Source organism: Streptomyces macrolidinus, from assembly GCF_023887685.1.
Taxonomy (GTDB): domain Bacteria; phylum Actinomycetota; class Actinomycetes; order Streptomycetales; family Streptomycetaceae; genus Streptomyces; species Streptomyces macrolidinus.
On the sequence record NZ_JAMWMR010000001.1, the window covers coordinates 59,201 to 83,237 of the forward strand.

At 70.5% G+C, this 24,037-nt stretch carries 26 protein-coding genes; 18 read left to right on the forward strand and 8 right to left on the reverse strand.

Going from position 1 to position 24,037, the window contains the following annotated elements:
• The first annotated feature begins 245 nt into the window (after positions 1 to 245).
• From NGF19_RS00240 to NGF19_RS00250, 3 genes are all read left to right on the forward strand, one after another.
• On the forward strand, positions 246 to 887 hold the full coding sequence (locus NGF19_RS00240) for an IclR family transcriptional regulator (RefSeq protein ID WP_252421271.1): 642 nt from the start codon (positions 246 to 248) through the stop codon (positions 885 to 887).
• A gap of 115 nt (positions 888 to 1,002) precedes the next feature.
• Positions 1,003 to 1,866 carry a chorismate synthase gene (locus tag NGF19_RS00245; protein ID WP_252421273.1) on the forward strand — a complete coding sequence of 288 codons (864 nt, stop codon included), beginning with the start codon at positions 1,003 to 1,005 and terminating at the stop codon, positions 1,864 to 1,866.
• Between the two features lie 42 nt (positions 1,867 to 1,908).
• Positions 1,909 to 2,700, forward strand: coding sequence for a S16 family serine protease (locus NGF19_RS00250; protein ID WP_252421274.1), 792 nt, complete (start codon positions 1,909 to 1,911; stop codon positions 2,698 to 2,700).
• Between the two features lie 4 nt (positions 2,701 to 2,704).
• Here the strand turns inward: NGF19_RS00250 and NGF19_RS00255 are convergent, their stop codons facing one another.
• From NGF19_RS00255 to NGF19_RS00265, 3 genes are all read right to left on the reverse strand, one after another.
• Positions 2,705 to 2,890 carry a hypothetical protein gene (locus NGF19_RS00255; protein ID WP_252421276.1) on the reverse strand — a complete coding sequence of 62 codons (186 nt, stop codon included), beginning with the start codon at positions 2,888 to 2,890 and terminating at the stop codon, positions 2,705 to 2,707.
• 90 nt (positions 2,891 to 2,980) lie between these two features.
• Entirely contained in the window at positions 2,981 to 3,565 is a 585-nt protein-coding gene (locus NGF19_RS00260; RefSeq protein WP_252421278.1) for an ArsR/SmtB family transcription factor, read from the reverse strand.
• A gap of 106 nt (positions 3,566 to 3,671) precedes the next feature.
• The gene (locus NGF19_RS00265; RefSeq protein ID WP_252421280.1) at positions 3,672 to 4,151 is read right to left on the reverse strand and encodes an Lrp/AsnC family transcriptional regulator; all 480 of its coding nucleotides are present in this window, start codon (positions 4,149 to 4,151) and stop codon (positions 3,672 to 3,674) included.
• Between the two features lie 121 nt (positions 4,152 to 4,272).
• Here NGF19_RS00265 and hppD point away from each other — a divergent pair, with 121 nt between their 5' ends.
• The 4 genes from hppD (at position 4,273) to NGF19_RS00285 (ending at position 9,261) form a co-directional block, all read left to right on the forward strand.
• The gene (hppD, locus tag NGF19_RS00270; protein ID WP_252421282.1) at positions 4,273 to 5,418 is read left to right on the forward strand and encodes a 4-hydroxyphenylpyruvate dioxygenase; all 1,146 of its coding nucleotides are present in this window, start codon (positions 4,273 to 4,275) and stop codon (positions 5,416 to 5,418) included.
• A gap of 96 nt (positions 5,419 to 5,514) precedes the next feature.
• Positions 5,515 to 6,915 carry an FAD-binding oxidoreductase gene (locus tag NGF19_RS00275; protein WP_252421284.1) on the forward strand — a complete coding sequence of 467 codons (1,401 nt, stop codon included), beginning with the start codon at positions 5,515 to 5,517 and terminating at the stop codon, positions 6,913 to 6,915.
• A gap of 114 nt (positions 6,916 to 7,029) precedes the next feature.
• Complete coding sequence (locus NGF19_RS00280) at positions 7,030 to 8,445, forward strand: RDD family protein (RefSeq protein ID WP_252421285.1); 1,416 nt, start codon at positions 7,030 to 7,032, stop codon at positions 8,443 to 8,445.
• 54 nt (positions 8,446 to 8,499) lie between these two features.
• Positions 8,500 to 9,261 (forward strand): RDD family protein, encoded by a 762-nt coding sequence (locus NGF19_RS00285; RefSeq protein WP_252421287.1) that lies wholly within the window; start codon positions 8,500 to 8,502, stop codon positions 9,259 to 9,261.
• 77 nt (positions 9,262 to 9,338) lie between these two features.
• On the opposite strand, the gene NGF19_RS00290 is transcribed toward NGF19_RS00285, so the two are convergent.
• Positions 9,339 to 9,614, reverse strand: coding sequence for a hypothetical protein (locus NGF19_RS00290; RefSeq protein ID WP_252421289.1), 276 nt, complete (start codon positions 9,612 to 9,614; stop codon positions 9,339 to 9,341).
• 483 nt (positions 9,615 to 10,097) lie between these two features.
• Between NGF19_RS00290 and NGF19_RS00295 the strand changes: the two genes are divergently transcribed.
• The gene (locus NGF19_RS00295; protein WP_252421291.1) at positions 10,098 to 12,437 is read left to right on the forward strand and encodes an immune inhibitor A domain-containing protein; all 2,340 of its coding nucleotides are present in this window, start codon (positions 10,098 to 10,100) and stop codon (positions 12,435 to 12,437) included.
• A 123-nt stretch (positions 12,438 to 12,560) separates the two neighbouring features.
• Complete coding sequence (locus NGF19_RS00300; RefSeq protein ID WP_252421292.1) at positions 12,561 to 12,893, forward strand: hypothetical protein; 333 nt, start codon at positions 12,561 to 12,563, stop codon at positions 12,891 to 12,893.
• Between the two features lie 20 nt (positions 12,894 to 12,913).
• Here the strand turns inward: NGF19_RS00300 and NGF19_RS00305 are convergent, their stop codons facing one another.
• Together NGF19_RS00305 and NGF19_RS00310 are read right to left on the reverse strand one after the other, a co-directional pair.
• Entirely contained in the window at positions 12,914 to 13,498 is a 585-nt protein-coding gene (locus NGF19_RS00305) for a nicotinamidase (RefSeq protein ID WP_252421294.1), read from the reverse strand.
• Between the two features lie 229 nt (positions 13,499 to 13,727).
• Complete coding sequence (locus NGF19_RS00310) at positions 13,728 to 15,056, reverse strand: nicotinate phosphoribosyltransferase (RefSeq protein WP_252421296.1); 1,329 nt, start codon at positions 15,054 to 15,056, stop codon at positions 13,728 to 13,730.
• A gap of 80 nt (positions 15,057 to 15,136) precedes the next feature.
• Here NGF19_RS00310 and clpS point away from each other — a divergent pair, with 80 nt between their 5' ends.
• The 8 genes from clpS to NGF19_RS00345 all read left to right on the forward strand — a co-directional run bounded on the left by clpS (position 15,137) and on the right by NGF19_RS00345 (position 21,023).
• The gene (gene clpS, locus NGF19_RS00315; RefSeq protein ID WP_252421297.1) at positions 15,137 to 15,454 is read left to right on the forward strand and encodes an ATP-dependent Clp protease adapter ClpS; all 318 of its coding nucleotides are present in this window, start codon (positions 15,137 to 15,139) and stop codon (positions 15,452 to 15,454) included.
• A 32-nt stretch (positions 15,455 to 15,486) separates the two neighbouring features.
• Positions 15,487 to 16,095, forward strand: coding sequence for a DUF2017 domain-containing protein (locus NGF19_RS00320; protein WP_252421299.1), 609 nt, complete (start codon positions 15,487 to 15,489; stop codon positions 16,093 to 16,095).
• A gap of 416 nt (positions 16,096 to 16,511) precedes the next feature.
• Positions 16,512 to 17,945 carry an amino acid permease gene (locus NGF19_RS00325; protein ID WP_252421301.1) on the forward strand — a complete coding sequence of 478 codons (1,434 nt, stop codon included), beginning with the start codon at positions 16,512 to 16,514 and terminating at the stop codon, positions 17,943 to 17,945.
• Positions 17,946 to 18,057: 112 nt separating this feature from the next.
• Positions 18,058 to 18,480, forward strand: coding sequence for a M67 family metallopeptidase (locus NGF19_RS00330; protein ID WP_252421303.1), 423 nt, complete (start codon positions 18,058 to 18,060; stop codon positions 18,478 to 18,480).
• 149 nt (positions 18,481 to 18,629) lie between these two features.
• Entirely contained in the window at positions 18,630 to 18,725 is a 96-nt protein-coding gene (locus NGF19_RS31075; protein ID WP_365618530.1) for a putative leader peptide, read from the forward strand.
• Between the two features lie 129 nt (positions 18,726 to 18,854).
• A complete protein-coding gene (locus tag NGF19_RS00335) occupies positions 18,855 to 19,133 on the forward strand; it encodes a MoaD/ThiS family protein (protein WP_252421305.1) in 279 nt (92 codons plus the stop codon).
• 6 nt (positions 19,134 to 19,139) lie between these two features.
• Positions 19,140 to 20,090 carry a PLP-dependent cysteine synthase family protein gene (locus NGF19_RS00340; RefSeq protein ID WP_252421306.1) on the forward strand — a complete coding sequence of 317 codons (951 nt, stop codon included), beginning with the start codon at positions 19,140 to 19,142 and terminating at the stop codon, positions 20,088 to 20,090.
• A 498-nt stretch (positions 20,091 to 20,588) separates the two neighbouring features.
• A complete protein-coding gene (locus NGF19_RS00345; protein ID WP_252421307.1) occupies positions 20,589 to 21,023 on the forward strand; it encodes a hypothetical protein in 435 nt (144 codons plus the stop codon).
• 29 nt (positions 21,024 to 21,052) lie between these two features.
• Here NGF19_RS00345 and NGF19_RS00350 read toward each other — a convergent pair whose 3' ends face one another.
• A complete protein-coding gene (locus NGF19_RS00350) occupies positions 21,053 to 21,493 on the reverse strand; it encodes a type II toxin-antitoxin system PemK/MazF family toxin (RefSeq protein WP_252421308.1) in 441 nt (146 codons plus the stop codon).
• Positions 21,494 to 21,731: 238 nt separating this feature from the next.
• Between NGF19_RS00350 and NGF19_RS00355 the strand changes: the two genes are divergently transcribed.
• Positions 21,732 to 22,484 (forward strand): MBL fold metallo-hydrolase, encoded by a 753-nt coding sequence (locus NGF19_RS00355; RefSeq protein ID WP_252421309.1) that lies wholly within the window; start codon positions 21,732 to 21,734, stop codon positions 22,482 to 22,484.
• Positions 22,485 to 22,564: 80 nt separating this feature from the next.
• Here NGF19_RS00355 and NGF19_RS00360 read toward each other — a convergent pair whose 3' ends face one another.
• Positions 22,565 to 23,818 (reverse strand): PTS transporter subunit EIIC, encoded by a 1,254-nt coding sequence (locus NGF19_RS00360; protein WP_252421310.1) that lies wholly within the window; start codon positions 23,816 to 23,818, stop codon positions 22,565 to 22,567.
• Between the last annotated feature and the right edge of the window lie 219 nt (positions 23,819 to 24,037).

The following is a 24,037-nucleotide window of genomic DNA, read 5'->3' on the forward strand; positions in this document are numbered from 1 at the left end:
AGTACGTACCAGCCACTGACCGGATTCTGGACCGAGCCTTCCGCTGAGCGAACCGGCTCGCGTACTGTCACGCTGCGCACGCCCCGTGGCAGCGTCGCCGCGGAGCGCAGCCGAACAGCGACTGAGCTCGGGATCTCCCCCGGGCCGCCAGCCAACCGGTGGCCTTCTGGCGCGTCGCCGACGGGACTCGGCGGCGCATCCGCCGCGAAAGAGACCGCCGACTCACCACCGAAGGAGTGGGCGTCGTGACCGCGGAGACCTCCCAGACGCTCGACCGGGGCCTCAGGGTTCTCAAGCTGCTCGCCGACACCGACCACGGCCTGACCGTCACCGAGTTGTCCACCAGGCTGGGCGTCAACCGGACCGTGGTCTACCGGTTGCTCGCCACCTTGGAGCAGCACTCTCTCGTCCGCCGCGACCTGGGGGGCCGCGCCCGGGTGGGGCTCGGCGTGCTGCGCCTGGGCCGCCAGATGCATCCGCTGATACGGGAGGCGGCCCTGCCCGCGCTGCGGGCGCTCGCGGAGGACGTCGGCGCGACCGCGCACCTCACCCTCGTCGACGGTACGGACGCGCTGGCCGTCGCCGTGGTCGAGCCGACCTGGACCGACTACCACGTGGCCTACCGCCCGGGGTTCCGGCATCCGCTCGACCGAGGAGCGGCCGGCCGTGCGATCCTGGAGGCGCGTCGGCAGCCGGTGAGCGAGCCCGGATACACGCTCACGCACGGGGAGTTGGAGACGGGCGCGAGCGGCGCGGCGGCACCGCTGCTCGGGGTGACCGGGGTCGAGGGCAGCGTCGGCGTCGTGATGCTCTCGGAAGCGGTGCCGGACACGGTGGGGCCGCGGGTGCGGGAGGCGGCACGGGAGGTGGCCGAGGCGCTGCGCTGAGCGCCCCGCCGCCGTCCTCGACCCCCGCCGACGTCCCCGTCTCACACCGTCAACGCCCGCAACTCCTGTCGTCCGGCCGGTACTTCAGCCGGTCCGAAGCGGGCAGACTCGACCCATGACAGCAGAGACGGACCTTCGGGAACGGGCGGCTCGGCTCGCGGACGAGGCCGCCCGCGCCGCGGGCGTCCACCTGCGTACCGTGCACGACGTCACCGGCCTCGCCGCCGTGGCCGACTACTTCAGCGACGTCTGGCGGACCCCGCGGCACGCCCCGCCGCTGCCCGCGGAGGAGCTGCACAGCCTGGTGCACGCGGGCGGGGCCGTGCACGCCGCGTACACCGCCGACGGTGACCGGCTCGCCGGGGCCTGCGTCGCCGTCTTCGGCCCGCCCGCCGCCGCGGACGCGTACTCCCTGGTGGCGGCGGCCGACCGCGGCGTCGGGTACGCCGTCAAGCAGACGCAGCGCGTCTGGGCCCTGGAGCACGGCGCCCGCACGCTGCGCTGGACCTTCGACCCGCTGGTGGGCCGCAACGCCCGCTTCAACCTGGTCAAGCTGGGCGCGACCGGCACGGAGTACCTGGTCGACTTCTACGGTCCGATGGCCGACGGGGTGAACGACGGCGACGAGAGCGATCGGCTGACCGTGACCTGGGACCTGACGGCACCCCGGAGCCCGTCCGCGCACGGTGACCCCACCGCCGCCGACTTCGCCGGAGCGGGGGAGACCCGCACGGCCCCGGACGGCGCCCCGCTCGTACGGCGTGCCCACGACGGACGGCGCCTGTGGTGCCGTGTCCCCGACGACATCGTCACCCTGCGCGCCGCCGACGCGGCCCTCGCCCGGCGCTGGCGCCATGCCCTCCGCGAGGTCCTCACCGAGGCCTTCGCCGAGGGGTTCCGCGCGACGGCCATGTCCCGGGACGGCTGGTACACCCTCACCCGCCCCGACGAAGCGAAGCCCGCTGGCTCCGCGGTCTGACCGGCGCCCGGCCGCGGCGCGCGCTCACGTTAGATTGACTCCGTGCTCTCTCGCCTCTCACGCCCCAAGGCCGTCGCCCTCTGTGCCCTGCCCGTCGTGGCCCTGCTCGCCACGGCGGCTCTCGCGCCGCTGCCGTTCTCCGTGGCGCAGCCCGGTATGACGGCGAACGTCCTCGGCGAGAACAAGGGCGCCCCCGTGATCACGATCAGCGGGGCGCCCACCCGTACGACCAAGGGCCAGTTGCGGATGACGACCATCGTGGCCACGGGCCCCGACGTGCGCGTCCACCTCGGTGACGTGATCGACGGCTGGAACCGTACGGACCGCGCGGTGATGCCACGCGACGCGGTCTACCCGAGCGGCAACAACCTCCAGGAGATCGAGCGGCACAACACCGAGCAGATGAAGCAGTCCCAGGACGCGGCGACCCGGGCGGCGCTGAAGTACCTGAAGCTCAGCGACAAGGACGTCAAGGTCACCCTGAAGCTCGCGGACGTCGGCGGCCCCAGCGCGGGCCTGCTGTTCACGCTCGGCATCATCGACAAGCTGCAGGGCGACGGCCACGGCGGTGACCTCACGGGCGGTCGTACCGTCGCCGGTACGGGCACCATCGACGCGTCCGGCCGGGTGGGCGCGGTCGGCGGGGTGGCCCTGAAGACCCAGGCCGCCTACCGCGACGGCGCGAGCGTCTTCCTGGTCCCGAGGGCGGAGTGCACCGACGCGAAGGCGGAACTGCCGAAGGGCCTGCGCCTGGTCCCGGTGACGACGCTCAAGAGCGCCGTCGACGCGCTGGTGTCCCTGGAGAAGGGGACGGGCACGGTACCGACCTGCTGACGTACTAGCAGGCGACGGCGGGCCGAGGTGCCGAGGCCATCCGCAGGCCGACCTCCACCAGCGTCCAGCCGAGACGTACGCGCAGGTCGCGCGGTTGCCTGGCCGTCTCGGCGAGGTGATCGGCGTCGGCCTGGGCGCGGAGGTCGGCGGCGCGGGCGTGGTGCAGGGCGAGGCGGGTGTCGGTGTTCATCGTCGTTGCCTTTCGGTCGTGTCAGTCCGTGTCGGTCCGTGCGGTTCGATACGTGCAATCCGCTCAATCCGTGCGATCCGCACGGTCGCGTCAGTCCGTGGCGAGGGGGAAGGCGTGCGTGTGGATGCGTACGCGCGTGGCCTGCGGGTCGTCCTCGGTGGCGGGCAGATCGCGGTACTCGTCGATGAGCGCGTGCATCTTCAGGACGAGTTCGCGGGTCAGCTCCGGCGTCAGCCGTAGCGTCGCGCTGCTCATGTCCCCGGCGTGGTTCCACTCCTCCGGCAAGGTGTGGCGGTTGCCCAGCCAGGTCGACAGATCGCGCATCTGTGTGGTCGCGGCCTCGTGGAGGTAGAGGGCCGCGGCGCCGCGTACCTCCGGGTTCTCGTCCTGGAGGAGGGCGTCGTCGAGGCGCAGGCCCCGGTGCACCGCCTTCCACCACCGCTCCCGGCCCTTGCATCGCTCCGGCGCGTCCTCCACGAAGCCGTGCGCGGCGAGCTGGCGCAGGTGGTAGCTGGTCGAACCGCTCGACTCGCCCAGCTTCTGCGCCAGTTGGGACGCGGTGGCCGGTCCGTCGAAGCGCAGGGAGTCGAGCAGCCGCATGCGCAGCGGATGCGCGAGTCCGCGCAGCGAGCGGGCGTCGAGTTCACGGACCTGAGAGTTCTGGGGCTCGTTCATGGGTCCGAAGATAGCGTTGCAAAGAACTCGTTGCAACGGGTTCTTTGCAACCAATCCTTTGGAACTCGCGCCGCCCCAACTCGGCGGCGTCAGCGCCCCATTGGAGCTAAAGCCGTCCCTGGTCCTCCGCCGCCTGCTGCACCAGCGGGATGATCCGCAGCGGTACGGCGTTCTCCATGACGATCGCCGTGGAGGCCCGCACGATGCCCTCGAACCCGACGACCCGGTCGATCACCCGCTGCAGATCCGCGTTCGACCGCGCCACCAGACGGCACAGCATGTCCCCGGTGCCCGTGGTGGTGTGCAGTTCGAGCACCTCGGGGACGGTCGCCAGATGGGCCCGTACCTCCGTGCCCTGCCCCTGCCGGATCTCCAGCGTCGCGAACGCCGTGACCGGATAGCCGAGCGCCGCCGGGTCCACCTGCGGCCCGAAGCCGCGGATCACCCCCTTCGACTGCAGCCGGTCCAGCCGCGCCTGCGCGGTGCCGCGCGCGACCCCGAGCCGCCGGGACATCTCCAGCACGCCGATCCGCGGCTCTTGCGCCAGCAGCACGATGAGCCGGGCATCCAGATGATCGATCGCCATACCGCTCCCGCCATGGTCATCCTGTACAGATCGCCCGCCGATGCGGGCGTAGTGCTGAACAGAGTGCCCAGTGGATGCGCAAACTATTGCGCACCTTGCGGACGCGAGTGAGGCTGCCGCTATGACGCAGACCACACAGCACACCCCCGGCACCGCGCGCGAGGCAGACCCCTTCCCGGTCAAGGGAATGGACGCGGTCGTCTTCGCCGTGGGCAACGCCAAGCAGGCGGCTCACTACTACTCCACCGCCTTCGGCATGACGTTGGTCGCCTACTCCGGGCCCGAGAACGGCAGCCGCGAGACCGCGAGTTACGTGCTGGAGAACGGCTCCGCCCGGTTCGTCTTCACCTCGGTCATCAAGCCCTCGACCGAGTGGGGCGCCTTCCTGTCCGAGCACGTGGCCGAGCACGGCGACGGCGTGATCGACCTCGCCATCGAGGTCCCGGACGCGCGCGCCGCGTACGCCTACGCCATCGAGCAGGGCGCCCACTCGGTCGAGGAGCCGCACGAGGTGAAGGACGAGCACGGCGTCGTCGTCCTGGCCGCGATCGCCACCTACGGCAAGACCCGCCACACCCTGGTCGAGCGCTCCGGCTACGACGGCCCGTACCTGCCGGGCTACGTCGCCGCCGCCCCGATCGTGGAGCCCCCCGCCCGCCGCACCTTCCAGGCGGTCGACCACTGCGTCGGCAACGTCGAGCTGGGCCGCATGAACGAGTGGGTCGGCTTCTACAACAAGGTCATGGGCTTCACGAACATGAAGGAGTTCGTGGGCGACGACATCGCGACCGAGTACAGCGCGCTGATGTCCAAGGTCGTCGCGGACGGCACGCTCAAGGTCAAGTTCCCGATCAACGAGCCCGCCATCGCCAAGAAGAAGTCCCAGATCGACGAGTACCTGGAGTTCTACGGCGGCGCGGGTGTCCAGCACATCGCGCTCAACACGAACGACATCGTCGAGACGGTACGGACGATGAAGGCGGCCGGGGTGCGGTTCCTGGACACGCCGGACTCGTACTACGACACCCTCGGCGAGTGGGTCGGCGACACCCGCGTCCCGATCGAGACCCTGCGCGAGCTGAAGATCCTCGCCGACCGCGACGAGGACGGCTATCTGCTGCAGATCTTCACCAAGCCGGTCCAGGACCGCCCGACGGTCTTCTTCGAGATCATCGAGCGCCACGGCTCCATGGGCTTCGGCAAGGGCAACTTCAAGGCCCTCTTCGAGGCCATCGAGCGCGAGCAGGCCAAGCGCGGCAACCTGTAACCCGCGCCGTACGCCACCCGCCGGGCGATGCCTTCGCCGCATCGCCCGGCGGCGACGGGCTTCACAGCGCCGCCCCCGGGTGCGACGCTTGAGATCATGAGCCGTATCGAAGCCCCGCGCGACGACGTCACGGGCGACCTCGTCAGCCGCCTGTGCGACGGTCTGCCCGCCGAGGCCGTCCTCACCGACCCCGACATCACGGCCTCGTACGCGAACGACATGGCGAGCTTCTGCGCGGCCGGCGCCCCGGCCGTCGTCGTGCTGCCGCGCACCGTCGAAGAGGTCGAGCACATCATGCGGACCGCCACCGCCCTGCGCGTCCCGGTCGTCCCGCAGGGTGCCCGCACCGGCCTGTCGGGCGCGGCCAACGCCTCCGACGGCTGCATCGTGCTCTCGCTGACCAGGATGGACCGCATCCTGGAGATCAACCCGGTCGACCGCATCGCCGTCGTCGAACCCGGTGTCGTCAACGCCACGCTCTCCCGCGCGGTGTCCGAACACGGCCTCTTCTACCCGCCGGATCCCTCCAGTTGGGAGACGTGCACCATCGGCGGCAACATCAGCACCGCGTCCGGCGGACTGTGCTGCGTCAAGTACGGGGTGACGGCCGAGTACGTCCTCGGACTCGACGTCGTCCTGGCCGACGGCCGCCTGCTGTCCACCGGCCGCCGTACGGCCAAGGGCGTCGCCGGATACGACCTCACCCGGCTCTTCGTCGGCGCCGAGGGCTCGCTCGGCATCGTCGTACGCGCCACCCTCGCACTGAAGCCCCGCCCACCCCAGCAGCTCGTCCTGGCCGCCGAGTTCGCCTCCGCTGCCGCCGCCTGCGAGGCCGTGTGCCGGATCATGGACGGAGGGCATGTGCCCTCCCTGCTCGAACTCATGGACCGCACCACCGTCAAGGCCGTCAACGAACTGACGCGCATGGGCCTGCCCGAGACCACCGAGGCGCTGCTGCTCGCCGCCTTCGACACCGCGGACCCGGCGGCGGACCTCGCCGCGGTCGGCGCGCTGTGCGAGGCCGCGGGCGCCACCCAGGTGGTCCCGGCCGACGACGCCGCCGAGTCCGAACTCCTGCTCCAGGCACGGCGGTTGTCGCTGCCCGCGCTGGAGGCGACCGCGGGCACGACGATGATCGACGACGTGTGCGTACCGCGCTCCCGGCTCGGCGAGATGATCGAGGGCGTCGAACGCATCGCGGAGAAGTACCGGCTCACCATCGGTGTCTGCGCCCACGCGGGCGACGGTAACACCCACCCGGTCGTCTGCTTCGACGCGCAGGACCCCGACGAAACCCGGCGCGCCCGCGAGTCGTTCGACGAGATCATGGCGCTCGGCCTGGAACTCGGCGGCACGATCACCGGCGAACACGGCGTGGGCATCCTGAAGAAGGAGTGGCTGGCCCGCGAGATCGGGCCGGTGGGCGTGGAGTTGCAGCAAGCGGTCAAGCAGGTCTTCGACCCGCTGGGCATCCTCAACCCGGGCAAGCTCTTCTGACCTCCGGGGTCGCCCGGACAGGGGCGGGTACGGGCGGTCCGCCCCTGACAGGTGCGCGGGTCTGATAGATGTGGAGGCCGACCCAACCCCCCGAGCAGATACGGGACGACGGACATGAGCGCCCCAACCCCGGCACCCGGTGACGACAGGCCCCGCGAGGGGTACTACCCGGACCCATCCATCCCTGGATATGTCCGGTACTGGAACGGCGCCTCCTGGGTGCCGGGCACCAGCAGGCCGGCGCCCACCGACGGCCGCCCGCTGCCCCCGCCGCCCGGCGTGCGGCCCGCGCAGCCCTCGGTGGAGGAGACCGGGCCGCACTTCTTCGACGAGGACGAGCCCGCCCAGGTGACGGCCGAGGACGAGCCCGGAGGCGGCCGGGAACCGGCCTCCGCCTGGGGCGCCGAGCCCGCCCGGCAGTCCGGCTTCGGCGGCGCCCCGGACCACCGGGTGGCCTGGGGTGCGCCCCAGGGCGCCGACCCGCGCCTCCCGCTCGTGAGCGCCCCCGAGGACGCGGCGCCCCGGACGGACGGCACGGCGACGATCCCGCCCGCCGACTCCCCGGCCCCGGACGGCACCGTCGTCTTCCGCAGGCCGTCGCGCGCCGAGGGTTCCGCCGGTACCGAGGGCCCCGCCCCTTCCGACGGCACCATGAAGTTCCGTGCGCTCTCCCCGCGCACGGGGGAGCAGGGCGGAAGCACACGGGCGGCCGGTTCCGGTACGGGGCAGCCCGCCGATCCGCGTCCGGCGAGCGCGGCCCCCGAGACACCGGAGCCCGCCCCGCGGAGGGCCGCGTCCCCGCCCGCGCGGCCCTCGGTGGACCTGCCGGCCCAGCAGTCCGTCGGCTCGCACCCGCCTCCGGCCGTCCCCGGCTTCCCCCGGCAGGCCGCCGCCTCGCCCGCCATGCCCGAGCCCGGCGAGCAGCGGCCGACCTCCTGGGCGCAGCAGGTGCAGCACCTCGCGAGTCCGGCCGCCGACGAGCAGCCCGTCGCCCCGTGGAAGCCCCCGGTGGAGGACCCGTTCCAGGCCGCCGCCCGCGCCCAGGCCTCGGCCCGGCCCGCGGGCCTCGGCAGACGGCTGGCCGCAAGGCTGCTCGACACCCTGGTCCTGGCGCTGGCCACGGGCGCGGTCGCGGTGCCGCTCGGCACCAAGGCGATCGACCATGTCAATGCCAAGCTCGACGCGGCCAGGCTGTCCGGGGAGACGGTCACGGTGTGGCTGCTCGACGGCACGACCTCGGTGTATCTCGCCGTCGTGCTCGCCGTGTTCCTCGGCTTCGGCGTCCTCTACGAGGCGCTGCCCACGGCCCGTTGGGGCCGCACGCTCGGCAAGAAGCTGTGCGGCCTCCAGGTGCGGGACATCGAGGGCCATGAGCCGCCGCGCTTCGGCAAGGCGCTGGTCCGCTGGCTCGTCTACGGCGTGCCCGGTCTGCTGCTCGTCGGGGTCGTCGGCGTGCTGTGGTGTGTGTTCGACCGGCCCTGGCGCCAGTGCTGGCACGACAAGGCCGCACACACGTTCGTATCGGGCTGACCCGGACGGACCTGTACGGATGCGGAGTCGGGGGGTTCGGGGTCGACTCGGGCCATGAGCACCGAACCGCCGCCCCCTGGCCCCGAGGGCTACCCGGACCCCGACCCGTCCAGACGACAGCAGCCCCCGCCCGGCGGCTGGCCGCCCCACGGAGGCGCTCCTCCACCGGGCGGCGAACCCCCGTACGGTGAGCCACCCCCCGGCCGCGAACCCCCGTACGGCGCACCACCCCCCGGCGGTCAACCTCCGTACGGCGCACCACCCCCTGGTTCCGGAGGCCCGTACTCAGGCGGCCCGTACGGGGGTGGACCGTACGGGGGCGGCCCGTACTCGGGTGGGCCCTACGGCGACAGGAGCCCCCTCGCCGGAATGCCCCCGCTCGCCGACAGCCTCAAGCGCGTGATCGCGAGGGTCATCGACATGATCCTCGTCGGGATCGTCGTCTGGCTGTTGTCCCTGGCGTTCCACCAGACCAACTACAACGTCAGCTACGACCAGATCCAGGCCAGCAGGTCCATCGGGCAGTCGGTGATCGCCGCTATCCTCTACACCGCCTACGACACCTACCTGATCAGCAAGAACGGGCAGACCGTCGGCAAGAAGCTGATGAACCTGCGGGTGGCCAATCTCGCCGACGGCGCCACCCCGTCCCTGCAGACCTCGCTGATCCGCGCGGCGGTGCTGTGGCTCCCGTTCGCGTTCTGCTGCGCCATCGTCTGGACCATCATCTGCGGTGGCTGGAGCTTCTTCGACCGGCCCTACAAGCAGGGTCTGCACGACAAGGCGGCCAGGACCGTGGTGGTCAGCACGGCGTGAACGGGCGCTGAGCGCAAGGGCGGTGGTGTCCGCGTCAGCCGGCGGGTTCGCAGGTCATGGACCCGCCGGTTCGCAGGTCATGGACCCGCCGGTTCGCGTACGGACTCGGTGCGCGAGCCGGAGCCGACGGACGCCCCCGGACGGACGGCCTCGGCGGGCTGTCCGGCCGCGGCCGACGCGGACTTCGGCAAAGGGACCGTCATGGCGACGAGCAGCCCGAGCGCGAGCGCCGCGAGAGCGATCACGGCGATACCCAGGCCCGAACTCGTCTGCGACAGCAGCAACATGGCGAGGGTCGAGAAGATCACGGTGGAGGAGCCGTAGGCGAGCTGTGCGGAGGTCGGACGAGGCATGGCCATTCCTCGGGGTGGGGTGGCCTCCCCCCGTGCCTCACGCTGTGGGGGAGGAAGCGGACACTGATGAGGCAAGTGGTGCGCAAGCGGCCTGGCTGTGAATCGTGGGGTGACAACGGTGTCGACAACGCAATCCATCGCCATTCCAGCGGTTCACCCGTCAACTCTATTCGCCTGCATGCCCGAACGGAACGGCTGGTAAGCGTGACCTAACCCACGGTGCCGGTGCACAGGGGGCGCACGGAGTCATGCGATCCGCCAACCGGACCTATGCGCGCGCCGGTTGACAGGGGACTATGCCGTCCACCCGGCAACACCCCGACGCCTTAGTGCACTTGACCAGTCCAAGTCAAGATCTGTCTTTTCTTCTAAACCTCCGGTCAAATGTCGTCACTTGGCATACGCGTGCCCCACGCGCGGACCGTTCCCTGTCCGGGACCTCCTCTTCCGCGCGATCGGACGCGCCGGGGAGGAATTCATCAAGTGAACAGTAGAACCTGGACGTTCAGAGCGGCTGCGATAGGTGTGACCCTTGCGGCCGCCTCGGCCACGTTCACCACCTTCGCGGTGGCGGCGGCGAACGCCACCACGAAGCCTGCCGCCGTGAACCGGCACGACCCGCAGCCGGAGAAGCAGCGGACGCACGACTTCGGCAGTCCGCTCAGCAAGACCCAGGACGCGCAGCGCGAAGAGGCCCTCAAGCAGGTCATCGCCGGCCAGGCGAAGGTCAAGGACCAGGACGGTTCGAAGGTCGTCCAGCTCAAGGGCAAGAAGGGCCACGGCAAGTACGTCGAGCTGGGCCGCGAGAAGACCGACAAGATCTTCACGATCCTGGTCGAGTTCGGTGACAAGATCAGCGAGTACGGCGGCACGCCCGGCCCGCTGCACAACCAGATCGCCGCGCCCGACCGTGCGAAGGACAACAGCACGGACTGGAAGGCGGACTACGACCAGAAGCACTACCAGGACCTGTACTTCGGCACCGGCAAGGACACCGAGTCGCTGAAGAAGTACTACGAGAAGCAGTCCTCGGGCCGCTACTCGGTCGACGGCGAAGTGACCGACTGGGTCAAGGTCCCCTACAACGAGGCCCGTTACGGCTCCAACGAGGCCGGCGACGCCGCCGCCTGGTACGCGGTCCAGGACGGCGTCAACGCCTGGGTCGCCGAGCGCAAGGCCGAGGGCATGACCACGGACGAGATCCGTGCCGAACTCGCCAAGTTCGACCAGTGGGACCGCAACGACTACGACGGCGACGGCGACTTCAACGAGCCCGACGGTTACATCGACCACTTCCAGATCGTGCACGCGGGCGAGGACGAGTCCGCGGGCGGCGGCGCCCAGGGCGACGACGCCATCTGGGCCCACCGCTGGTTCGCGTTCGGCACCGACGCCGGCCTGACCGGCCCGGAGGGCAACAAGCTCGGCGGCACCCAGATCGGCGACACCGGCATCTGGGTCGGCGACTACACCATCCAGCCGGAGAACGGCGGACTCGGCGTCTTCGCCCACGAGTACGGCCACGACCTCGGCCTGCCGGACGAGTACGACACCAACGGCGGCGAGAACTCCACCGGCTTCTGGACGCTGATGTCGTCCGGTTCCTGGCTGGGCACGGGCAGGGAGGCCATCGGCGACCTGCCCGGCGACATGAACGCCTGGGACAAGCTCAAGCTGGGCTGGCTCAACTACGACACGGCCAAGGCCGGCGAGAAATCCTCGCACAAGCTGGGCCTGGCCGAGTACAACACCAAGGACAAGCAGGCGCTGGTCGTCTCGCTGCCCGACAAGGCCGTCACCACCGAGGTGGTCACCCCCGCCCAGGGCGCCACCCAGTGGTGGAGCGGCAGCGACGACGATCTGCGCAGCACGCTGACCCGCTCGGTCGACCTCACCGGCAAGTCCTCGGCCACGCTGTCCCTGGACGGCTGGTACGACATCGAGTCCGACTACGACTGGCTCTACACCGAGGTGTCGACCGACGGCGGCGCCAACTGGACCGCCATCGACGGCACGGTGAACGGCCAGCCGATCCCGCGCGACGCCAGCGACAAGCCGGGTCTGACCGGTTCGACCGACGCGTACGCGAAGCTGTCGTACCCGCTGGACGCCTACGCGGGCAAGAAGATCGACGTGCGCTTCCGCTACCAGACGGACGGCGGTGTGGCGCTCAAGGGCTTCGCAGCCGACCAGATCGCGGTGACCGCGGACGGCACGACCCTCTTCTCCGACGACGCGGAGAGCGAGGACCCGGCGTGGACGGCGGACGGCTTCTCCCGTATCGGCGCGTCCTTCACCAAGGACTACGAGCAGTACTACATCGCCGAGAACCGTCAGTACGTGTCGTACGACAAGACCCTGAAGACCGGCCCGTACAACTTCGGCTTCTCGACGACCCGTCCGGACTGGGTCGAGCACATCCCCTACCAGAACGGTCTGCTGATCTGGAAGTGGGACACCTCGCAGGCGAACAACAACACCGGCGTGCACAAGGGCACCGGCAAGATCCTGCCGGTCGACGCGCACCCGGCGGCGCTGAAGTGGACCGACGGCACGCTGCTGCGCAACCGGTTCCAGGCGTACGACTCGACGTTCACCCTGGAGCCCACCGACGCGATCACGCTGCACAAGGCGGACGTGCCGGTGACGATCAAGTCGCAGAAGGGGGTGTCGGTCTTCAACGACCACACCAACACCTACTACGACGAGTCGAACCCGACCGGTGGTGTCAAGGTCACTGACACCAACACCAAGATCGAGATCAAGAACATGGCCAAGGACGGCTCCACGGTCGACCTCAAGGTGGGCCCCGCGGTGAAGTAATCCGCATCGTCGCAGGTCAGAAGCGTATCGGCGGTGACCCCTGGCGGGTCGCCGCCGATCGTGTTCAGATGCCGCTGTGGCTCTCTCAGAGGCACCACCGGGTCTCACAGGAGGGTGACGCGCATGGCCGTAGGAGGCTTCTGCAAGCTGCCGAGCGGCAACGTGGTGGTGGCGCTGAACCTGCCCGGCCCAGGAGCGGGCGACGGCGCGGTGCGCTTCCTCGTACTGGCCCGCAACCGGGCCCGCGCCCTGACGCGGCTGCGCAACCTCGGGCTGCGCGCGGTCTATCTCCGCGGCAACGCGGCACCGCCGACCCCCGACGAGATCACCGCGGTCCTCCACCACCCCGACCACCTGGTCTGGCGCACGGCCCCCGCCGCCGCGTCCCCGGAGCTGACCGAGGAGCTGTGGCACCCGATCAGGGCCCTGCTGCGCAAGCCCACGACCCGGACATGACCGGTGACCGGGGAGACCGGTCAGACGACCGGCTTGCCCGACAGCTCCACGCCCGCCGAGCGCAGCTCCTGAAGCGCCCGCTCTGTGGTGTCCTCGGCCACTCCGGCGGTCAGATCCAGCAGGACCTGCGTGCGAAAGCCCTGCCGCACCGCGTCCAGAGCGGTCGCGCGCACACAGTGGTCGGTGGCGATCCCCACCACGTCCACCTCGTCGATCTCCCGCTCCCGCAGCCAGTCGCCCAGCGCCACCCCGTTCTCGTCGACGCCCTCGAACCCGCTGCACGCGGCCGAGTACGCCCCCTTGTCGAACACGGCGTCGACACTGCCGGAGGCGACGGCCGGGGCGAAGTTCGGATGGAAGCCCACGCCCTCGGTGCCCGCCACGCAGTGCGCGGGCCAGGAGCGGACGTAGTCCGGGTCGTCGGCGAAGTGGCCACCGGGGGCGATGTGATGATCACGGGTGGCGACGACATGGCGGTACCCGGCGGGAGCCTGCCCGATCAGCTCCGTGATCGCGGCGGCCACATCGGCGCCGCCGGACACCGCGAGGCTGCCGCCTTCGCAGAAGTCGTTCTGCACATCTACGACGATCAGGGCGCGGCGCATGGTCGGTGTCCTTCGGCTCGGCGGTGCTCGGGTGGGGCTTCGCGGGTGGGACGGGCGGGGCAGGTCGTGTCGTGTCGCGTCGGGTGCGCGGGCACGCTGCCGTTGCATTCCCGCGGGTGGCCGGTTCATGCCCCGTGGGACCCGCGGGCCCGAGCCCACACCCCGCCCTTACTCACCTCCAGGGTGCCAAGAGGGGCGTCGGGCAAGGGCCGGGCGTACGCCGTACGCGTCAGAGGTACTCGGTCGGAAGCACCGGCTCGCCGCGGGAGAGCTGGGTCGCCGACAGCGGCAGGCGGTCGCGTACGGCGGCATGGCGGTCGCGGGCGACGTCCAGCGGCTCGCGGGCCACGACCTGGCCGGCCTTGACCAACTGGACCAGCAACTGGTGGTCCGCCAGCTCGGGCGGCACCGGACCGGTGCCGACGACCTCGGCCTCGGCCACCCCGTGCTCGTCCACGCGCCGCGCCGCCCACTTGCGCCCGCCGACGGAGGTCTTGCCGCCGGTCGTCTTCTTCGCCACCGGCAGCAGCGGGGCCTTCGGGTCCGCGGACTCGGCGCGGGCGACCAGCTTGTAGACCATCGAGCAGGTCGGATGGCCCGACCCCGTCACCAGTTGGGTCCCGACGCCGTACGCGTCCACGGGCGCCGCCGCCAGCGAGGCGATCGCGTACTCGTCCAGGTCCGAGGTCACGACGATCTTCGTCTCGGTCGCGCCCAGCCGGTCGAGCTGCTGCCGCACCCGGTGCGCGACCAGCAGCAGATCGCCGGAGTCGATCCGGACGGCGCCCAGCTCGGGCCCGGCGATCTCGACGGCCACCCGCACGGCCTCGGCGACGTCGTAGGTGTCCACGAGCAGCGTGGTGTCCCGGCCCAGCGAGTCGACCTGGGCGCGGAAGGCGTCCCGCTCGGTGTCGTGCAGCAGCGTGAAGGCGTGGGCGGACGTCCCGACCGTCGGGATGCCGTAGCGGAACCCGGCGGCCAGGTCGGAGGTGGTCTCGAAGCCGCCGACGTAGGCGGAGCGCGCGGCGGCCACGGCGGCCAGCTCATGGGTGCGCCGGGCGCCCATCTCGATCAGTGGCCGGCCTCCGGCGGCCGAGGACATCCGGGAGGCGGCGGCGGCCACGGCGGAGTCGTGGTTGAGGATCGACAGGATCACGGTCTCCAGGAGCACGCACTCCGCGAAGCTGCCCTCGACCCGCAGGATCGGCGAGCCCGGGAAGTACACCTCGCCCTCGGGGTAGCCCCAGATGTCGCCGCTGAAGCGGTACGAGGCCAGCCACTGCAGGGTCGCGTCGTCGACGACCCGGCGCTCGCGCAGGAAGCCGAGGAGGCCCGCGTCGAAGCGGAAGTTCTCCACCGCGTCCAGGACCCGCCCGGTGCCCGCCACGACGCCGTAGCGACGGCCCTCGGGCAGCCGCCGTGTGAAGACCTCGAACACGGACCGCCGCTCGGCGGTGCCGCCCTCCAGGGCGGCTTGCAGCATCGTCAGCTCATAGTGGTCGGTGAAGAGCGCCGTCGAGGGAACGTCCACCGGCAGCCCAAGGTCCGCTGTCTCCATGGTGGACGATCGTACCTTCATCTCGTCAGTCTGACGATTTGTGGCCTCGGTTTGTGCGTGCACCCCCCAGTGGTGGCAGCATGGGGCCTGTGACGGCTCCCGCACCCCTTGAGATCGAGAAGACCGAGTCGGCGGAGGAAGCGTTCGCCGTCCCTGAGCCGGACGTCCCCTGGTTGACGATCGTGCACAACGATCCGGTCAACCTCATGAGCTATGTGACGTACGTGTTCCAGACGTACTTCGGCTACTCGAAGGACAAGGCCACCAAGCTCATGCTCGACGTCCACCACAAGGGCCGGGCGGTGGTGTCCAGTGGTACGCGCGAAGAGATGGAGCGCGACGTGCAGGCCATGCACGGTTACGGTCTGTGGGCCACACTTCAGCAGGACCGCAAGTAGTCAGCAGGCCCGCCGAGCACTGAAAAGACCCCATGCCAGGACACTTCGAACCGCTCCCCGGCGGCGGCGCGGCCGTCGCACTCGACGAGGTCGAGATCTCCATCATCCGGTCGCTGGCCCTCCAGTTGCTGGAACTCATCGGGCCGGGCCCCGGGGCGGCCGACGCCCCGCAGGACCCGCTCGCCGAGCTGTTCACGGAGGGCCCGAGCGAGCCGCCGGACGACCCGGTGCTGCGCCGTCTGTTCCCGGACGCCTACAGCAGCCCCGGCACCGACCCCGCCACGCCCGAGGAGGCGGAGGAGCGGCGCACCCACTCCGCGGAGTTCCGCCGCTTCACCGAGAACGACCTGCGCGCGGGCAAGCGGGAGAACGCCCTCGCGGTGATCCGCTCGCTGGACGCGCTGACCCCGGTGGGCGAGGAGGCGGCCGTCCTGGAGCTGTCGCCCGAGGCGTCGCGGCAGTGGCTCGGCGCCCTGAACGATCTGCGTCTCGCGATCGGCTCCCGGCTGGAGGTCTCCGACGAGGAGGAGACCGACGAGCTGTACCGGCTGCCCGACGAGGACCCGCGCAAGCCGATGGTGATGGCGTACCTCTGGCTGGGCGGCCTTCAGGAGACCCTCGTCGCGACCCTTATGCCTTGATCGGTATGCCCTGATCGATCCCGATTCCCGGATGTGCGCCGATATCCGCCGATGTGCTGGGTGCGGACACTGACGCGCGGGGTGCGGAATCTTCCGTTCCGCACCCTGGTGTCCGCTGAGCGAACTTGATCATCCGGATAACGATCGCATCACAACGATGACCCCGTACGCCCGCTTCAGTGGCGTTTTGTCCGCTTCTTCCGGTGATGTGTGTCATATCTCTGACGCCCGATCATCACCGCTGCCGTGGTAAACCTTCTCACCGCCCGTCGGACGCCACCCATGTCCGGTCGGGTGCGCCACCGAGCCGGCGACCGTCGGCCAGGCAACAACTCCATCAGTCCGGGGGGATTCGAGACCCGATCCGAAGAAGGCCGCCGCTCGGCCTGGATCGGGATGGAGAAAGGCGCACCACCATGACCTCAGCGCAGGTCGACCAGCAGCACGACGGCGGCGAGGCCGCCGACGGCGCGGCCGAGGGCGGCGAGGGCTACCAGCGAGGGCTCGGTACCCGGCAGATCCAGATGATCGCCATCGGCGGTGCCATCGGCACCGGCCTGTTCCTGGGCGCGGGCAAGGGCATCGCGAAGGCCGGCCCCAGTCTGATCCTGGCGTACGCCATCGCGGGCGTCGTCATCTTCATGATCATGCGCGCGCTCGGCGAACTGCTGATGTACCGCCCGGTCTCCGGCTCGTTCTCGGAGTACGCGCGCGAGTTCATCGGCCCGTTCGCGGGCTTCGTGACCGGGTGGACGTACTGGCTGTTCTGGGTGGTCACCGGCATCACCGAGGTGACGGCCGCGGCGGCCTACATGACGTACTGGTTCGACATGCCGCAGTGGCTCTCGGCCCTGATCTTCACGATCGTGCTCTACGGCGCCAACCTGATCTCCGTGAAGCTCTTCGGTGAGCTGGAGTTCTGGTTCTCCATGGTCAAGGTCACCGCGATCGTCGGCATGATCCTGATCTGCGTCGGCGTCCTGACGATCGGCTTCTCCGACGCCGCCGGGACCGCCTCCGTGACCCACCTGTGGAAGGACGGCGGCTTCTTCCCGAACGGTGTCGGCAGCACGCTGATGACCCTCCAGATGGTCATGTTCGCCTTCCTCGCCGTCGAGTTGGTCGGTGTCACCGCGGGCGAGTCCAAGGACCCCAAGAAGGTGCTGCCGAGGGCGATCAACACGGTGCCCTGGCGGATCGCCGTCTTCTACATCGGCGCGCTGACCATGATCCTCTCGGTGGTGCCGTGGACGAGCTTCCACGGGGGCATGAGCCCCTTCGTGAAGGCCTTCCAGGAGATGGGCCTGGCTGCGGGCGCGGGCATCGTCAACTTCGTCGTCCTCACGGCCGCGCTGTCGTCCTGCAACTCCGGCATGTACTCCACCGGCCGCATGCTGCGTGACCTGGCGCTCAACAGTCAGGGCCCGAAGGCCTTCACCAGGCTGACGCCCAGCGGCACCCCGCTGGTCGGGACGACGTTCTCCGCCGCGCTGATGCTGGTCGGCGTCTGGATCAACTACCAGTGGCCGGGCAAGGCGTTCGACTACGTGGTGTCCTTCGCGACCATCTCCGGCATGTGGGCCTGGATCGTCATCCTGATCTGCCAGATCCGCTACCGGGCCAAGTCGGACCGCGGGGTGCTGCCGAAGAGCGAGTTCCGTGCCCCGGGAGCACCGTTCACCAGCTACTTCGCGCTGCTGTTCATCTTCATGGTGATCGTGCTCATGGGCATCGACAAGGACGCCCGGGTCTCGCTGTACTGCGCCCCGCTGTGGGGTCTGGTCCTCGCCGTTTCGTACGTCGTGCTCAGGAGCCGCAACCCGCAGGCCGCGGCCTTCCGCAAGCGCTGACGCGCGGCCCGGGAGGTCCGGCGGACCGCGGGCAGGCTCCGGACGTCCAGCATGTGGGCTGTCTCGTACCGACTCTCGGTACGAGACAGCCCCTCTGCTTATCCTGACCCCCATGCTGACCCTCACCCAGGCCCTCTACGACCAGATCGTCGCCCACGCGCGCGAGGACCACCCCGACGAGGCGTGCGGCGTGGTCGCCGGCCCCGTGGGCGCCGGCCGCCCCGAGCGCTTCATCCCGATGCTCAACGCGGCCCGCTCGCCCACGTTCTACGAGTTCGACTCGCAGGACCTGCTGAAGCTGTACCGGGAGATGGACGACCGCGACGAGGAGCCGGTGATCATCTACCACTCCCACACCGCGACCGAGGCCTACCCCTCCCGCACCGACATCGGCTACGCCAACGAGCCCGGCGCCCACTACGTGCTCGTCTCCACAGCCGACGCCGACGGCCTCGGCGAGTTCCAGTTCCGCTCCTTCCGGATCCTCGAGGGCGAGGTCACCGAGGAGGAGGTCAAGGTCGTGGACGCCTACTGAGCCACCCGTACGGAGGGGCGCCGGGCGAGGCCTGCGAGCGACGCCTGCCGAGCGGGCCGCACCGGGCCCTGACCACACTTCGGGCAGCGTCCATCCGGCATGCGAGATGGCCTTCCAGAACCCGGACCGGGAATCGTTACGATGAGCGCATGGTTATCGACGACGTGAGCGAGAAGACCCCGGGCGCCCTGCTCGTGGCGCGGCTGCACGTCGACCTGTGCAGGCTCGCCAGCGCCATCTGTTGACGCGCCCCTGCCGCGTGCCTGCCCTCGTACGCTTCGTACGGCCATGAGCCGCGGCGCCCCTCGCGTACCACCACGCTCCCGCGCTGCCGTGCGCTCCGACCCGACACTCTCCGACAGGAGTCCACAACCATGGCCATCGAGGTCCGCATCCCGACCATCCTCCGCCAGTACACCGACGGCCAGAAGGCCGTCGAGGGCAGCGGGGACACCCTCGCCGCGCTGTTCACCGACCTCGAGGCCCGCCACCCGGGCATCCGGGCCCGGATCGTGGACGGCGGCGAGCTGCGCCGGTTCGTCAACGTCTACCTGAACGACGAGGACGTCCGCTTCCTGGACGGCATCGACACCAAGCTGGCCGACGGCGACAACGTGACGATCCTGCCGGCCGTGGCCGGCGGTATGGCCTGACGGATCATGCGCTACGACTCCCCGCTGGCCGCCGTCGGCAACACGCCCCTGGTGCGCCTGCCCCGGCTCTCGCCGTCCCCCGACGTCCGGATCTGGGCCAAGCTGGAGGACCGCAACCCGACCGGCTCGGTCAAGGACCGCCCGGCGCTGCACATGATCGAGCACGCCGAGAAGGACGGCCGGCTCACCCCCGGCTGCACCATCCTGGAGCCCACCTCGGGCAACACCGGCATCTCCCTGGCCATGGCGGCGAAGCTCAAGGGCTACCGCATGGTGTGCGTGATGCCGGAGAACACCTCGCAGGAGCGCCGGGACCTGCTGGCGATGTGGGGCGCCGAGATCATCTCCAGCCCGGCCGCGGGCGGCTCCAACACCGCCGTGCGCGTCGCCAAGGAGCTGGCCGCCGAGCACCCCGACTGGGTGATGCTCTACCAGTACGGCAACCCGGACAACGCGGGCGCGCACTACGCGACGACCGGGCCCGAGATCCTCGCCGACCTGCCCTCGATCACGCACTTCGTGGCGGGCCTCGGCACCACCGGCACGCTCATGGGCGTGGGCCGCTATCTGCGCGAGCACAAGCCGGACGTCAAGATCGTGGCGGCCGAGCCGCGCTACGACGACCTGGTGTACGGCCTCAGGAACCTCGACGAGGGCTTCGTGCCGGAGCTGTACGACGCCTCGGTCCTCACCACCCGCTTCTCGGTCGGCTCGGCGGACGCGGTGGCCCGTACCCGTGAACTCCTCCAGCAGGAGGGCATCTTCGCGGGCGTCTCCACCGGCGCCGCCCTGCACGCGGCGATCGGCGTCGGCCGCAAGGCCGTCAAGGCGGGCGAGAGCGCGGACATCGCGTTCATCGTCGCCGACGGCGGCTGGAAGTACCTCTCGACGGGCGTCTACACGGCGGCCACGACGGAAGAGGCCGTCGAGACCCTGCACGGCCAGCTCTGGGCCTGACCGGAAGCCAGGCAGAAGTTCAGAAGCCAGAAGCCAGAAGCCAGAAGCCAGAAGTCCAGAAGTTCAGAAGTCAGAAGTCAGAAGTCCCGAAGTCCGGGGGAATCCCCCGGACTTCGTCCTTCCATCGGCAGGGCAACCTCCGCCGGCAACATCGGCTGAACCACGACGAGCGGCGTCATCACCAACGAAAGCGGCCAGTCGGCGCACGGCGGCTCGTACGTCGCCAGGCTCGACGGCTACGGCACCACCCACACCGACACGCTGTCCCAACCAGCTTCGTCGTCGACGACACCGCCGTGACGACTAGCTGACGTACCGACACCATCCCGACCAGGGCCCCTGCCGCGCACCCGCGACCGGGGCCCTGGCCCCTGCCGCCGTCCGAGCGGGCGCCGATACGGCGAGGGATCGCACGGGATCCTGATACGGAGGAGGCACGTCAGACCCGTACCGAGCCGATGTACCGAGCCGAAGCCCCGCACGGAAGGCGGCCCGCCCATGCGCCGTAGGACCCTCCACCTGGCCGCCGTCGCCGCGGCGGCGCTCCTCCTCGCCGGGTGCGGCACCCAGCGCGACGGCACGGCATCGCCCGCGCCCCCGCCGTCCCCGAGGGGGTGCCCCGCCGAGGTCCGGCTCACCGCCGCCGACGACGGCCGCGCCCTCTGCCTGACGACCGGCGGGCGGCTCCGGCTGACCCTGCACGGCAGCGAGGACCGGCCCTGGACCCCCGTCACCGCCACGGGCGGCGCGCTGCGGCCCGTCAACGCCGGTGTCGCCGTACGGAAGGGCGACGCCGTCGCCGCCTTCGAGGCGGTCGCGCCCGGCACCGCACGGCTCACCTCGACCCGCCCCCTGTGCGCCCGGCGACCGGGCCAGAACTCCTGTCCGGGCGTGCAGAGGTGGACGGTCACGGTACGGGTGACGGCGCGCTGAGGCCGCTCATTCGGTATCCCCTCATCCCCTCATCCGGCGAGGTAGCGCACCTGGTCCCAGAGCAGGGGATCCACCACTCCCACCCGCCGCCGGAAGTCCCACAGCGGCACATCCCGCAGCTCGTCCGTCTCCAGATAGCTGGGCCGGCCGTGGGAGTCGGCCACCGTCCCCGGCGGCAACGGGATCACCCCGGCCCGCTCGTCGTGGTACCTGCTGGTGATCCGCGCGACCGTCGCGCTGTCCCCGCGCACCGCCAGCACCAGACACGGCCGCTCCGCACCGCCCTCCCGGTTCTCGTGCGGCACGCTCGTCCACCAGATCTCGGCGGGCCGGGGATGCGCCCGGGGCAGCCCCCGCCCCCGGGCGGCCGTGCGACGGCGGCGCTGCCCGCGCCCCCAGCCGTCCACCAGCGTCGCGACCAGCGCGAGCAGCACCACCGCCGCCAGCGCCGGCCACCAGGACGTGTCCATATGGTCGACGGTACCGGCGCGTTCGCCCGGTCGCCCGCGTTGTCGCGACCCCACGCGTCACGCCGTGCCCCGCCGCTCCAGCCGAACCGGTGATGCCACAGGTGAGTTCCCCCACAACGACCCCTGCCGGGGGAGCGACCCACCCCTTCGCGCCTTACGCTCGACGCACCGCACGACCCCCGTCACCGTCCCCGTCCATGCCTTCTGCACGTCCCTGCCACGCGGAGGTTCCAGCTCTATGAAGCTCACCGTCGTCGGCTGCTCGGGGTCGTTCCCGTCCGCGGAATCGGCCTGCTCGAGCTACCTCATCGAGGCCGACGGCTTCCGGCTGCTTCTCGACATGGGCAACGGCGCCCTCGGCGAGCTGCAGCGCCACTGCGGTCTCTACGACCTCGACGCGATCTTCCTCAGCCATCTCCATGCCGACCACTGCATCGACATGCTCGCCTACTTCGTCGCGCGCTACTACCGCTACGACGGCGGTCGCTGCGCCCCGATCCCGGTCCACGGCCCCGAAGGCACCGAGCAACGCCTGACCACGGCCTACGCCGACACCCCGTCCGCCTCCTCGATGAGCGAGGTCTTCGACTTCCACACCGTGAAGCCGGGCACGTTCGAGATCGGCCCCTTCACCGTCCACACGGAACTGCTCCGCCACCCCGTGGAGTCGTACGGCATCCGCATCGAGCACGGCGGCCGGTCGTTCACGTACTCCGGGGACACCGGAGTGACCGCGGCCCTGGACGAACTCGCCCGCGAGGCGGACCTGTTCCTGTGCGAGGCCGCGTTCACGTACGGCAAGGAGGACATCCCCGACCTCCATCTCAACGGCCGCGAGGCGGGCGAGACCGCGGCCCGCGCGAGGGCCCGCAAGCTGATCCTCACGCACATCCCGCCGTGGACGGACCCCCAGGTCAACCTGCGGGACGCCCGCGCGGTGTACGACGGGCCGGTGGAACTGACCGCGCCGGGGATGACGTACGAGATCTGACCCGACCCGACCCGACCTGACCCGACCTGATCCTGCGCCGGGCCCCGGAACCCGATCACGGTTCCGGGGCCCACGCGCGCTCAGGCCTTGGTGAGGTCCTCGACCTCCTCCTCGGGCTCGCGGCCCGGGGTGGCGAGGTCGAACCTGGTGATCGCGAACCGGAAGAGCAGATAGTAGACCGCCGCGAACGCCAGGCCGAGGGGGAGGATCAGCCAGGGCTTGGTGGCCAGGTTCCAGTTCAGTACGTAGTCGATCGCGCCCGCGGAGAAGTTGAAGCCCGCGTGGACGCCCAGCGCCCAGGTCAGGGCCATGGACGCGGCGGTCAGCGCGGCGTGGATCACGTACAGGACCGGGGCGATGAACATGAACGAGAACTCGATCGGCTCGGTCACACCGGTGACGAACGAGGTCAGCGCCAGCGAGATCATCATGCCGGTGACGGCCTTGCGGCGCTCGGGGCGGGCGCAGTGCGCGATGGCGAGGGCCGCGGCCGGGAGGCCGAACATCATGATCGGGAAGAACCCGGTCATGAACTGCCCGGCGCCCGGGTCGCCGTGCAGGAAGCGGCTGTAGTCGCCGTGGAAGACCTGGCCCGCGGCGTTCGTGAAGTCGCCGAGCTGGTACCAGGCCACGGTGTTCACGAACTGGTGCATGCCGATCGGGATGAGGCCGCGGTTGACGAGGCCGAAGACGGCCGAGCCCGCGGCGCCGAGACCGGTCATCCACTCGCCGAAGGAGGTGATGCCGTTGCCGATCGGCTTCCAGGTCAGGGTGAAGAGGACGCCGACGACCGTGCCGACGAAGGCCATCAGGACGGGCACGAGGCGGCGGCCGTTGAAGAAGCCGAGCCAGTCGACCAGCTTGGTGCGGTGGAAGCGCTGCCACATCACGGCCGACAGCAGACCCATGACGATGCCGCCGAGGACACCGGGGTCGTTGTACGTCGCCGCGACGATCTTGCCCTGCTCGATGTGCTCCTCGGTCAGCGGGAACGCCTGGAGCACCTTGCTGTAGACGAGGAAGCCGACCAGGGCGGCCAGCGCCGTGGAGCCGTCCGACTTCTTGGCGAAGCCGATGGCGACACCGATGCAGAAGAGCAGGGGCAGGTTGCCGGTGATGGCGCCGCCCGCGGCGTTGAACACGGCGGCGACCTTGTCCCAGCCGAGCCCGTCCTTGCCGAAGAGGTCGTCCTGGCCGAGCCGGACCATGATGCCCGCGGCCGGCAGCACCGCGATGGGGAGCTGCAGACTGCGACCGACCTTCTGCAGGCCCTGGAACAGACCGGACCCCCGCTTCTTCGCGGGGGCCGCCGTGGCAGCGGTGGCGGTGCTCATGCTTCCTCCAGTGCGGGGTGCCGCCGGGGGTGAACGAGGGGGACGCGGCGGCGGAGCCCGCGTGGTCTACACCACTCAAGGGGCGTGTGCACCCGTTGTAACACGGGGGATGTACGGGGCGGAACCCGCGATTCCTGTGGTTTCGGACATAATCTACGTCCCGGTCAAAGTGGACCATCAGTGTCCTGGCAGTGTCCTGGCAGAGTCCTGCGCGGCTCA